8 protein-coding genes are annotated in these 12887 nt (G+C 72.7%); 5 read left to right on the forward strand and 3 right to left on the reverse strand.

All coding sequences use genetic code 11. From position 1 onward, the window contains the following. Positions 1–561 precede the first annotated feature (561 nt). On the forward strand, positions 562–2640 hold the full coding sequence (locus ACIRPT_RS23290) for an asparagine synthase-related protein (protein ID WP_403829988.1): 2079 nt from the start codon (positions 562–564) through the stop codon (positions 2638–2640). A gap of 98 nt (positions 2641–2738) precedes the next feature. On the opposite strand, the gene ACIRPT_RS23295 is transcribed toward ACIRPT_RS23290, so the two are convergent. Then, complete coding sequence (locus ACIRPT_RS23295) at positions 2739–4709, reverse strand: sigma-70 family RNA polymerase sigma factor (protein ID WP_403829991.1); 1971 nt, start codon at positions 4707–4709, stop codon at positions 2739–2741. A gap of 242 nt (positions 4710–4951) precedes the next feature. Next, on the reverse strand, positions 4952–5854 hold the full coding sequence (locus ACIRPT_RS23300; RefSeq protein WP_403829993.1) for a TetR/AcrR family transcriptional regulator: 903 nt from the start codon (positions 5852–5854) through the stop codon (positions 4952–4954). A 375-nt stretch (positions 5855–6229) separates the two neighbouring features. Here ACIRPT_RS23300 and ACIRPT_RS23305 point away from each other — a divergent pair, with 375 nt between their 5' ends. The 3 genes from ACIRPT_RS23305 to ACIRPT_RS23315 all read left to right on the forward strand — a co-directional run bounded on the left by ACIRPT_RS23305 (position 6230) and on the right by ACIRPT_RS23315 (position 10628). Beyond that, positions 6230–7609, forward strand: coding sequence for an NAD(P)/FAD-dependent oxidoreductase (locus tag ACIRPT_RS23305; RefSeq protein ID WP_403830036.1), 1380 nt, complete (start codon positions 6230–6232; stop codon positions 7607–7609). 324 nt (positions 7610–7933) lie between these two features. Then, positions 7934–9709, forward strand: a complete 1776-nt coding sequence (locus ACIRPT_RS23310) for a SpoIIE family protein phosphatase (RefSeq protein WP_403829995.1) — start codon at positions 7934–7936, stop codon at positions 9707–9709. Positions 9710–9791: 82 nt separating this feature from the next. After that, complete coding sequence (locus ACIRPT_RS23315) at positions 9792–10628, forward strand: aldo/keto reductase (protein WP_403829998.1); 837 nt, start codon at positions 9792–9794, stop codon at positions 10626–10628. A gap of 26 nt (positions 10629–10654) precedes the next feature. Here ACIRPT_RS23315 and ACIRPT_RS23320 read toward each other — a convergent pair whose 3' ends face one another. Beyond that, positions 10655–11941, reverse strand: a complete 1287-nt coding sequence (locus tag ACIRPT_RS23320) for an MFS transporter (protein ID WP_403830039.1) — start codon at positions 11939–11941, stop codon at positions 10655–10657. Positions 11942–12118: 177 nt separating this feature from the next. Here ACIRPT_RS23320 and ACIRPT_RS23325 point away from each other — a divergent pair, with 177 nt between their 5' ends. After that, on the forward strand, positions 12119–12679 hold the full coding sequence (locus ACIRPT_RS23325) for a MarR family winged helix-turn-helix transcriptional regulator (protein WP_403830000.1): 561 nt from the start codon (positions 12119–12121) through the stop codon (positions 12677–12679). Positions 12680–12887: the final 208 nt, after the last annotated feature.

Raw genomic sequence — 12887 nt, forward strand, 5'->3', positions numbered from 1 at the left:
GATTCGTGTTCAAACAGGGGTGCGGGAATTGGCATGTGCTCCGGGTACGTGTGCCCGTGCGCCCGTCCGTGCGCGCTGGCCGCCCTGTGACGGGAGCGCTTCCATGGGTCCTGCGTGGGTTGGCCCGCTGCACTGGATCCAGTGGGCTGGGGGACACCGTCACCTCATTCCCCGCGGGTGACGGTCCGGTCCGGGAGGCGAAGCCCGCTTCCCGGACCGTCGCGCAAACCGGCCGTCGGCCGGCCGCGGCACCGGTTGACGCGACGCCCGAACGCGTCAACTCGGCTGTACGGTACGGACTTTGGCCGAAAATCGACGGGTGGTGATTTCGCGCCGCGGCTCGCCCAAAGCTGCCCCGGGGGCCACACGGGGGGCCGCCCGGGGCCGCCGCGCGATCCGCCCGCGCCGTAAAACGCCCGCATGCGGGCCTCTCTTCGACCCCTCCTGCGCGCCGCCGTCATGGCAGCATGGTCCGCGCAACACCATGGCGAGAGCTTGGCAATCCGTTGTACGGGGCGGCCGTTGGCCCCTCGGCGGGCGGGGAATCGGGTGGAGGCGGCGATGCGCTGGTTGGTGGGGTGGAGCAGTACCGCCACGGGACCGGCCGCCGGAGGCGAGGGCCCTGCCGTCCTCCCCGTGGGCGCCCAACTCCTGTGGGGCGAGCCGGATCCGCTGTGGGCCGTCGGCGACTGGCGGCCCGACGAAGTCCGCGTCGTACAGGCCGACCCCGAGACCCGGCTCGCCGTCTTCGGCATCTGCGGCGCCACCAACGACCAGCTGCGCGTCGGCCTGTTCGCGGCCCGCGGCGGCGCGCTGCGCCACCTCACCGCCTGGCCCGGCAGCTACACCGCCGTCGTCCAGGTAGGACGGCGGATCACCGTCACCGGCGACCTGGCCGGCGCCCGCCCCGTCTTCCACACCCCCTGGGCCGGCGGTACCGCCTACGCCACCGCCGCCCTCCCGCTCGCCGACCTCATAGAGGCCAGCCTCGACGTCGGCCACCTCGCCGCGTTGCTGGCCTGCCCGGACGCCCCCGAGGCCCTCGGTGCCGGCACGCCGTACGAAGGCGTCCGCCGCATCCCGCCCGGCCACGCCCTGGTGCTGCGCGCCGGCGCCCGTGACATCGCCTCGTACGAGCCGACCGCCTCGCTCGCCGTCGCCGCACCCCAAATCGCCCCGGACCAAGCCGTGGACGGCGTCCGCGAGGCGCTGATCGAGGCCGTCCGCGCCCGGCTGTCCGGACCGCGGCACGCCCCCGACCCGGACGGTCCGGACGGCCTCGACCCCGGCCCGGTGCCCGGCATGGGACCGGCCGAACGGCGGGCCGCGCGCGGCGCACCGGCCCCCGGCATCGGCGCCGACCTCTCCGGCGGCAGCGCCTCCGGAACCCTCGCCCTGCTCGCCGCCGGCCTCCCCGGACAGCCTGGCACGCTCAACGGCCACGGCGAACGCCTGCTCGCGGTCACCTTCAACGACCTCGCCACCCAAGGCGGTCAGGTCCACCGCACCGCCGAGCTGGAACGCGCCCGCAGCATCGCCGAGAACCCACGGCTGCGCCATGTCGTCGTCGCCGCGGGCGAAGAGGCCCTCCCCTACGCCGACCTCGCATCCGGACCGCTCACCGACGAGCCCGGCCCCTCCCTCACCGCCGCCGCCCGGCACCGCCTACGGCTGCTCGCGGGCAGTGCGGACCACTTCGTCGGGCATGGCGCCCGCCAGGTCCTCGACGCCCATCCGGCGCGCCTCGCCGACCTCCTCCTGGACCGCCGGCGGCGCCATCTGCTGCGCCCGGTCACCGCGCTCGCCAAGGCCGACGGCCCCTCCGCCCAGTCCGCCCTCGTCCCCTTCACCGTTTACCGCGCCGCCCGCAAGCTCGCCCGTACGCCCTACGGCGAGGGCATCGCCGATACGGCGCGACGCCTCCTGGAGCGGCAGTTCGCCGACGAACCGGTGGCCGGCGGCGCGGTCGACGCCTCGCTCGCCGCCCTCGCCTGGTGCCGCCCGGGGCCCGCAGCGCGCTGGCTCACCGGCGAGGCGCTGGCCCAGGTGTCGGTTCGCCTGGGGGACGCGGCGACCCGCTCGCCCGCCGTCGGCCGGCCCGGAGAGCGGCGAGCTCGAGCGGCACTGTTCCGCCAGGCCGCCGACCTCCGCGTCCTCGAGCAGGCCGCCGAGGTCCGCGACCAGCGGCTGCACGCCCCTTTTCTCGACAACCAGGTCGTGCTCGCCTGCCGCGCGCTGCCGGACACCCTGCGGGTGCAGCCGGGGGCGCGGGCGGCGGTACTGCGCTCGGTCCTCGCCGGCGCCGGTGTGCGGGACCTGCCGCCCGGGTGGGGCGCTACCTCGCACCTCACCCATGCGGCCTCGGTACGGGCCGGGCTGCGCCATGCCGTCGGCGAACTGGTCGGGCTCTTCGACGCGCCGCTGCTCGCCGATGCGGGGCTGGTGGAGGCGCGAGTGGTGCGCAAGGCGCTGCGGGCGGCGGCCGAGGGCGAGCCGCTCCCGCTGGACGGGCTCGCCGAGCTGGTCTCCACGGAGCTGTGGCTGCGGCGGCTACTGGCGCGGCGGGGCACCTGCTGGACGGGCGCGGCGGCGCGGCAGCGGGCACTTGCGGGGGGCGTGGTGCCCCGCGCGAGGCTGTGAGCGAGCCGCCGCGCGCCTACCGCACGGACGGCGCAGATCGTGGTTTCACGTGAAACCACGGCGATGCCCCGGCCTCCGACCCCGCCCCCGGCCCTCCGTCACCGACAACTGATCTCCGACCGCGCCCAGTCCCCCAGCGCCACCACATCGCCGGGCGACACCGGCTCGACGACCAGCCGCAGCGTCTTACGGCCCGTCAGCGGGACATGCACCGGCACCGCAGGCTCCCCGCCGTGCACCACGCCGGATCGCCACAGCCGCGCCCCGTCCGCGTACACGGAGAACCGCGCCGACCCCAGCCCCAGGCTCAGATCGTCGATGCCCGCGACCGCGTCGTACGCGCTGCACTGCCGGTTGAGGTCGATCAGCACCGAGGACGGACCGTGCACACTCACGCCGTGCTCGTACGTCGTGCCGGCGATCCTGGGACGCTGCCGATGCCACAGCCAGCTGCTCTCGAACGTCCGCACCTCCGGCTCGGTGCCATCGCCGACGACGTCGTAAGACAGCGAGTTGAGGTGGTACTGCGCCGGCGGGGGAGGCTGCGGGGGTGGCGGCGTCGGAGTGGGCTTCGGCGGTGCCGGCGGGGGAGTCGGCTTCGACGTCGGCTTCGGAGTGGGCGTGGGAGTCGGCTCGGGAGGCTTCGGAGCGGGCGTCGGCGGGGGAGTGGGCTTCGACGACGGTGCGCGCCCGGCGGCCGGCGGGATCGGCTTCGGCGAGGGCTTCGGGGGCACGGGGGCCGGCGTCCGCGGCGCGGAGGGCGCAGGACGGTGCGGCCTGGCCTGCGGCTCCGGCGGCGGCTGCGGGGAGCCGGTCAGCGCCAGCGCGAGCGCCGCGCCCGCCGCCACCGCCACCCCGACCCCGATGCCGACCTTGACCGGCGCGCCCAGCCCCTCGCTCACCGCGGAGCCCGCCGCGCCGGAAGCCGCACCCGAAGCCGTACCGGATCCCGCCCCCGAGGCGGCCGCGGCCGCACCGGCCCCCGCCGCCGCACCCGCCCCCGCGAACCCCGCCGCCGCGGCCGCCGCCTTGGTGGCGTACCCCGCGGCGAACCAGCCGATGACCGCGACCGGCAGCAGCGCCCCGATCCGCGCATTGACGTCCGCGACCTCCAGCGCGGCCGTCCGGCACCGGGCGCACTCGTCCAGATGCTTGCGCAGCCCCCGCTCGGCCCGCACTCGCAGCCCGCCCCGGGCGTACGCGCCGAGCCGGTCGGCGTACCGGGCACAGTCGCCGCCGGCGGTCAGCGACTGGCTGACATGCGCCTGCAGATACGCCTGCTTGAGGCCCTCGCGGGCGCGGTGCGCAAGGACGGCGGTGGCGTTCGCGGTCAGCCCGAGCAGCGGCGCGACCTTGCTCGGCGACTCGTCCTCGATCGTGGTGTGCCACAGCACCGTCTGATAGCGCTCCGGCAGACTGCGGAACGCCTGCACCGCCATCGACTGCTCGGCTTCGTGCATGGCCTGGACATCCGCGCCCAGGTCCAGCGTGTCGTCGTCCATCGACGACCCGGCCGAGGACACCGCGAAGACCGCGAAGTCGTCGACCAGCTGCTCCCGCCGCTGCGTCTTCGCCCAGGCCGCGGCAACCCGCCGCACGGTCGTCAGCAGATAGGCGCGCACCGCGGAATCGGGCCCCGCGCCGCCACGCACCGCCTGCAGCGTGCGCGCGAAGACCTCGCCGGTCAGATCCTCCGCGGTGTGCGTGTCCCGGCAGCAGCTGCGCGCATAGCGGCGTACCGCCTCGGCGTGCCTGCGGTACATCTCCTCGTACGCGGCGTCATCGCCGGCCCGCATATCGGCGATCAACTGACCGTCGGACGGCGGCAGGTCGGCGCCGTCCTCGGTCTCCGGATCGCCCACGGAGCCGCCGGCAGGCACACGCCCACCGGAGCGGCCGCGCTGCGCCGGGACCCCGCGCCCGGCACCTTTGGTGCGGTCGTGCCGCTCCTCGCCACGGTCCGCCGGGGGAGTCGCCCCCAAGGGCCCGGTCTGCCCGGGAACCTGCGGCCGGGCCGAGCTGCCGCTCGCCTCGCCGCCGCGCCGCTCGTCCCGCCCGTCAACACCCATCGCCGAGGCCCCCGAACACGCCGTCACACCGGAACACCGCGCAAGCGTGCCACACCAGGCACCCGGGCTTCAGGGTCCTGGCGGGCAACCACTCATCCGAGGATCGTTCTTGTACGACCGCACTAGCGTTCACCCGTACGGGGCAGCCGCCACCGGAGCGTACGGACGGCAACCCACCGGCTGCCGGTCCCGCCCGGCGCCCCACGGTACGAGGGCGCCCGGACGGGACCGTTCTCCGGCACTCAGTTGCCGGGGCGCGAGCGCAGCCCCTCCAGCAGGATCTCCAGCAGCCGCGCGGACGCGGCCTGCTGCTGCCCCGGGTCGGGCAGCGACGGTGCGCCCGTGGCGATCACCAGCAGGATGTCGGCGACCGTCACATCGGCCCGCAGCTCACCGGCGTTCTTCGCGCGCTCCACCAGCCGCCCGACGACCTCCAGCAGCGCCTGCGCACCTGCCGTCTCCTCGACGGCGTCCGCCCCGCTTTCCGGGGCCTCCGCGGCGGCCGCCGGCTCGCCCCGCTCCTCCTCCGGCGCGCCGCGCTGGACGACCACCCGCAGAGCGCCGTCCGCGCTGTCCGCCTCCGACGCCGCCCGCTGCTGCGGCACGCGCGCCTCGGCAAACTCCTCGGCCGGCCGCTCGGCATCCGCGCTCACCCGCAGGATGCTCGGCGGCAGCAGCCGCCCGGCACCCGAGGCGACCGAGGTCCGCAGAAACCTCGAGAGCGCCGACCAGGCGTCGTCCTCCTGGCCGAGCGCCGTCCGCGCCTGGTCCGTCAGCCGCGAGGTCTCCTCCTCGGCTATCCGCCTGACCAGGACGTCCTTGCTCGGGAACCGGCGGTAGACGGTGCCGACGCCGACCCGGGCCCGCCGCGCCACGTCCTCCATCGGCGCGCCGTACCCCAGCTCACCGAACACCTCACGCGCGGCCCGCAGCACATGCTCCAGATTGCGCTGGGCATCCACGCGCAGCGGCGTGGTCCGGCCGCCGGCACCCAGGCCGACTCCGGCCCTGGCGCCATGCCCGTTGCTGTTGCCGTTGTCGCCCGTGTTGCCGTTCCCATTGCTGTGGCCGTCGGTCCCGCCGCCGTCGGACGCGCTGTCCGCAGTGGCGACGGCTGTCGGCCAATGAGAGCCCTGAATATGCATAGTGATTCCCCCGGTAATGACGTCTCCCCCCGGAGACTCCCCGCCCTGACGGTCGGGGTGTACCGACGAGAGGGTGCACCCCAACGAGATACGAACATAGTTGAGCCCGGGTCAAGAATGAAGGGGGTGTTCCGCACACTGCGCCCCCCGATCGGCCCAACGGACCGGATCCGCCCCGATTGCGCACCCGTCCGCAGGCCGCCGCGCGCGCTCTGACCTGCGGAGCTGACCCGACGCCCGCGGAAGATGACCGTCCGCACCGTCACCCGCCCCCGGTCACACATTTCGACGAGCCTGTGGACAAAGCCGTTCCTGGGGTGCGTCATGGAACAGTGGTGTCGGCTCGACCTCGCTAGGAGAACGTCTGTGACGGCAGTGTCTTCCAACGAAGTAGCGCGCATTCTCGTGGTCGGCGGCGGTTATGTCGGGATGTACACCGCCCTCCAGTTGCAGCGGAAGCTGAAGCAGGAGCTGCGGCGCGGCGCCGTCGAGATCATTGTGGTCGATCCCGAGCCTTATATGACGTACCAGCCGTTTCTGCCCGAGGCCGCGGCCGGCTCCATCTCCCCGCGCCACGTCGTCGTACCGCTGCGCCGGGTGCTGCCGCACTGCCAGGTCGTCATCGGCGAGGTCACGGCCATCGACCACGACGAACGCAAGGCCGTCATCAAGACCCTGGCCGCCGAGGAGACCGGCGAGGGCGCGATCCAGGTGGCGTACGACGAACTGATCCTCGCGCCCGGCTCGATCTCCCGCACCCTCCCGATCCCGGGCCTCGCCGACGTCGGCATCGGCTTCAAGACCGTCGAAGAGGCCATCGGCCTGCGCAACCACGTCCTGGAACAGCTCGACATCGCCTCCTCCACCCGCAACCCCGAGGTCCGCGACGCGGCGCTGACCTTCGTCTTCGTCGGCGGCGGCTACGCGGGCGTGGAGGCGCTGGCCGAACTGGAGGACATGGCCCGCTACGCCGTGCGCTACTACCACAACATCCAGCCCGAGGACATGAAGTGGATCCTGGTGGAGGCGAGCGACCACATCCTCCCCGAGGTGGGCCCGGAACTGGGCCGGTACGCCGTACGTGAGCTGCGCTCCCGCAACATCGACGTACGGCTGGAGACCCGGCTGGACTCCTGCGAGCACCGCGTCGCCGTCCTCAGCGACGGCGCCCGCTTCCCCAACCGCACCCTGGTGTGGACCGCCGGCGTCAAACCGCACCCCATCCTGGCCGCGGCCAACCTGCCGCTGAACGGCCACGGCCGCCTCAAGTGCACCGCCGCGCTCCAGGTGGACGGCGTCGAACACGCCTGGTCCGCCGGTGACGCCGCCGCGGTTCCCGATCTGACGGCCGACCCGCCCGCCAAGCCGGACGAGCCCCGCACGACCTGCGCCCCCAACGCCCAGCACGCTGTCCGCCAGGCCGGTGTGCTCGCCGAGAACATCGTGGCCACCCTGCGCGGCGGCCCGATCGGGAACTACGCGCACAAATACTCCGGATCGGTGGCCTCGCTCGGCCTGCACAAGGGCGTCGCGTACATCTACGGGCGCAAGCTGAGGGGCTACCCGGCGTGGTTCATGCACCGCGCCTACCACCTCAGCCGGGTGCCCACCTTCAACCGCAAGGCACGGGTGCTGGCCGAATGGATCCTCGCCGGCCTGTTCAAACGCGAGATCGTCTCGCTCGGCTCGCTGGAAAACCCGCGCGCCGAGTTCGAACTGGCCGCGGGAACCGGCCGGCACAACGAAGCCAGTTGACGAACCCTTTTTGCCAAGGGAGTTGACGTCATATCAGTCAAGGGGCGCCCGGATGCACCGGAACGCGGAACTCCACGCCGAGCCCCCGACGTCTGACGGATGTCAGTCCGGTCGGCCACACTGGACGTGTGACCATGGGTGGGCTCGTATCTGCAAAGAGTGACAATCACGAGGATTCTGGACGTTTGCTGCATTCCGCGAGAGGGCGCCGAGGGTGCCCCCAGCCAACACTCCACCGGCCCTGGGCCGGGCGGAGCCAAGGGGAGTCCCCTCATGCCGACGGCCCGATCCCGCGCGACGACGCGAAGTAAGAGGTACCCCTCCGTGATCTTCACGCGCTGGAGCGCCAAGCTCCCCGGCACACAGCGGCGCACCGCCGCGCGATCCGATCGCGCCACGCCACCCGCCGGGCCCGCCGCGCCGACGCCGCCCGCCACGCCACCGGGGGCGGGCGACACGCCGACCACCTCCGGTACGGGCTCCGTCCCCGCCGCCCGCGCCGAACCGGCCTCCCCCGAGGGAACGGCCCCGGTGGCCACGCCCCCCACCGTCGACGCGCTGTCCGTACACGACATCCTCGGCACCATCCCCGCCCTGGTGGCGGTCGTCTACGGCCCCGAGCACCGCATCGCCTATGTCAACGGCGCCTACGCCGCCGTCTTCGGCCCCCGCCCGGCCGGCCACACCGCCCACGAGGCCCTCCCCGAGCTCACCGAACTGGGCCTGCTTCCCCTCATGGACCAGGTGCTGCGCAGCGGCAAGCCCCGTACGGTCAAGTCGCGCAAGGTCCCCGGCGGCGCCGGCCCGGACCGTACCCGCGACGGCTACTACACCTTCACCTGCACCCCGATCGAGGTCGCCGCCAGCGGCCCGGCGCCCGACCCCGAGGTCGCCTGCGTCGCCCCGCACAAGGGCGTACTGGTCTTCGGCGCGGATGTCACGGACCAGGTCGAGGCCGCCGAGCGCCTGCGGGCCAGCGAGGCCCGTCAGCGGGCGGCCGCCGTCACGCTCCAGCGTTCGCTGCTGCCGCAGGAGCTGGAGCAGCCGGACGACTTGCGGGTGGCCGCCACCTATCAGCCCGGCGGCACGGACGCGGCCGTGGGCGGCGACTGGTACGACGTGATCACGCTCGGCGCCGGCCGCACGGCCCTGGTCATCGGGGACGTCATGGGCCGAGGGGTGCGCGCCGCCGCCGTCATGGGCCAGCTGCGCACCGCCGTACGGGCCTACGCACGCCTGGACCTGCCACCCCACGAGGTGCTCCAGCTGCTGGACGGTCTGGCCGCCGAGATCGACGCCAGCCAGATCGCCACCTGCGTCTACGCCGTCCACGACCCCAACGAAGGCCGCCTGGTCTACGCCTCGGCCGGCCATCTGCCCATTCTCGTCCGCGACGCCGACGGCACGGTCCGCCGCGCCGCCGAACCGACCGGCCCGCCGCTGGGCACCGGCGGCTGGCTGCACACCTCCGGCTCCGTCCCCCTCGGCCCCGGCTGCAGCGCCGTCCTCTACACCGACGGCCTCGTCGAACGCCGCGACAAGGACATCGATCACGGCGTGGACGCCCTGGAAGCCGCCTTCGCGGGCGCCACCGGTGCCCCCGACATCGTCTGCGACCGCCTCCTGCGCTCCCTCGGCATCACCGCCGCCCATGACGACGACGTCGCCATCCTCGTCCTCCAGCACCCGGAGCGCACCGGCCACGACGCCGAGCTGTTCCACAACGCCGCCCTCGAACTGCTCGGCGGCACCGAAGCGGCCCCCCGCGCCCGCGCCTTCGCCTCCGGCGTCCTGGCCTCCTGGCGCTTCTCCCCCGAACTCCACGACCTCGGGGTCCTGGCAGCCAGCGAACTCGTCGCCAACTCCCTCCAGCACGGCACACCCCCCATGCGGCTGCGCCTGCGCCGCACGGACCGCCGGCTGATCATCGAGGTCACCGACGGCGACGACCACCTCCCCCGCCGCCGCCGGGCCGAGCCCGCCGACGAGGCCGGCCGCGGCATCTCCATCGTCGCGACCATCGCCTCGTCCTGGGGCTCCCGCCGCACTCCCGGCGGCGGCAAAGCCGTCTGGTGCGAATTCGCGCTGCCCCGCAGCTAGGCAGCGCCTCGCCGATCGACCGGCGTCATCGCCAACTGCCCTGTTAGCGTGGCCTCTTGATCTAGGGGGGCGAAGGCACCGCATGACATCCACTGCGTTTCGCATCGGCGGGGACCTGGACGTACGGCGGCTCGGGTTCGGGGCCATGCACCTGCCGACCGAGCCGGGGCCCGCCCGTGAGGGCTCTCTCGCGGTCGCCCGGCGGGCCGTCGAACTGGGCGTCACGCTGATCGACACCGCGTATATGTACAGCTGGGGAGCGAACGAGGAACTCCTCGCCGAGGCCCTGCACCCCTACCCCGACGGGCTGGTGGTCACCACCAAGGTCGGTGTTGCGCGAACGGGCTCGGGCGAGTGGACGCTCGACGGGCGGCCGGAAGCCCTGCGCGACCAGGTCGAACAGGCCCTGCGCCGACTGCGCGTCGAGCGGATCGAGCTGCTTCAGCTGCACCGCATCGACCCCGAGACGCCGCTCGCCGACCAGGTCGGCACGCTGCGGGACCTGCGGACCGAGGGCAAGATCGGCCGGATCGGGCTGTCCGAGGTCACCGTCGCCGAACTCGACGAGGCACGGAAGACCGTCGACATCGCGAGCGTGCAGAACCGCTACAACGTGCTCGACCGCGAGCACGAACCCGTGCTCGCGGCCTGCGAGGCGGCCGGCATCGCGTTTCTGCCGTGGCGCCCCGCCGCCTGGGGGGAGTCGGGGGCGAAAGCCGAGATCGCCGCCGTGGCGTCCGAGCTCGGCGCCACTTCCACCCAGGTCGCCCTCGCCTGGCTCCTCGGCCACTCGCCGGTCATCCTCCCGATCCCGGGCACCGCCCGGGTGAACCACCTGGAGGAGAACCTCGCTGCGGAACGCCTCCAACTGACCCCGGCCCACCGCGCCCGCCTGGACCGGCTGCCCGAACAGGCATAGGGCTCCGGCTCTTCGCCCGCGCCGGTTCAGGCGGCCGCGGCCACCGTCTCCGATCGCGGCGCGGGAACCGCCGCCACCAGCCGATGCGGATTGTCCTGCACCGGACGCAGCATCCGCCCCAGCCGCAACGACAACGCCGTGATCCCCAGGGCACACACCACCAGCATCCCGATGTACGCCAGGTACATCCCATGCCCCACCATCAACGCACCCACCGCCGGCCCCACGGCCAACGCCAGCTGCTTGACCAGTGCAAACGCCGAGTTGTACTGACCTATCAACGAGGCCGGCGCCAGATCCGCCACCAGCGGAGCCACCGTAGGCGACAACATCGACTCGCCTATCCCGAACAACGCATACGTCGAGATCAGCAACGTCGTCGCCACGACCGGCGCACCATGCACCAGCCCAGAGACCCCGGCGGCTATCCAGGCCACGGTCCAGATGATCCCGACAACCGCCATCACCCGGCTGCGCCGCCGCCGCTCGACCAGCTTCAGCACCACGAACTGCGCCGCCACGATCGCCGCCGTATTGGCCGCCAGCGCGATGCCGAGCGTGGCCGGGGCGATCCGGGTGACCTCGGTGGCGTACGCCGCCAGGCCCGACTCGAACTGCCCGTAGCAGGCGAAGAACAGCACAAAGCCCAGCACGGACAGCCACACCATCCGCCGGTCAGCGAACAGCGCCCGCCACGCCCCCTTGGGACGCTCCCCGGTCGGCACCGCATCCTCGACCTTCGGCACCTGGGGCAGCCGTACGGAAGCAATCGCGGCACCGAGCACCAGGAACATCACGGCCTCGATGGCGAACAGCCGCACAAAACTCTCGGGGTGCGCGGCGTCGACCAGCAGCCCGCCGACCAGCCCGCCGACACCCAGTCCCAGGTTGTTCAGAAAGAACTGCGTAGCGAACGCCCGCGAGCGGGTCACCGTCGTCGAGCACCACACGATCATCGTCGCGAGGGCCGGCTGTATCACCGCGATCCCCGCACCGAGCGCCACGGCCGACGCGACGACCAGCGGCTCCGTGTCGGACAGCCCCAGGCCCAGCGCCCCGATGGCGGCCGAGACCGTACCCGCGATGGCCACCGGCAGCGGTCCCCGCCGGTCGATCACCCGACCGGTCATCGGCAGCACGACCAGGGCGGCCACGGCCAGCATGGCCAGCACCACACCGGCCGTGCTCGCACCGAGGTCCCGCACCTTCGCCACATAGACGTACAGATACGGAACCGTGAAGCCGTTCCCGAACGCACTCAGCGCGTTCCCCAGCTGGATCCGGCGCAGCGCGGCGCCCATCGCGGTGGTCACACTCACCTACCTAGGTCAGGTCAAAAGACGAATAAGGAGCTACGAACCCAGAAGCCGAGCCCGTCCACGGCAGGACCGGACAGTCACGCCTTGAAGACTTCAACTCTAAAGTTCGAAGCTAAAGAGTACACAAGGAAGGACTTCGACGCCAATGACTTTCGTGTCATACTGCGCCGCATGCCTGAGCCCTCAGATGCGGCCCCCGACGCGGCCGAGCCGAGCCTCGAGGAACAGATCGCGGCCTACCAGCGCGAGTTCCAGGCCCTCGATCCCCAGGTCGAGCAGGTCGTCTCCGCACTTCAGCGCCTCAACCGACGGATGAACGTCGCCTACGGACGCCAGACGGCAACCCTCGGCCTGAGCAACGCCGAATGGGAGGTCCTCAAGGCCCTCGTCGTCTCCGGGGCCCCTTACCGCCTTGGCCCCGGTGAACTCGCCAAACGCCTGGGCCTCACGCCGGCCGCCATGACCCACCGCATCGACCGCATGGCGAGCGAAGGTCTGGTCACGCGAGAGCGCGATGAGAACAACAGGGTCCGCGTGATCGTCGAGCTGACCGACGAGGGCCGCGAGAAGTGGCTGGAGGCTATGCGCCTGGCAACCGTCTTCGAGGAGGACCTCCTTCAGGACCTCTCGAACGAGGACCGCCACCGCCTCGGCGAGGTCCTGACCCGGCTGCTGCGCCGCGTGGAGGACGCCCAACCGGACGCCGAAGGCCGCCTTAACGACCTCGACTGACCCAAGTTGACACGCCCATGGCCCATCCGTAGTGTTCTCCGAGTTGCCACACAGCCGTAACGGTTCTGCGGCAGCCATCCCGCCGCTTCGCGGCACACCACTACTGCACGGCCCCTCACCGGGAACAATTTCGGCATGCCGAATTTCGCACCGGGACTCGATTATGAGTAACCGAGGAATTCCGCTAAAGTAGTGACCCCGACAGGGA

This window comes from Streptomyces sp. NPDC101227 (assembly GCF_044767545.1).
GTDB lineage: Bacteria > Actinomycetota > Actinomycetes > Streptomycetales > Streptomycetaceae > Streptomyces.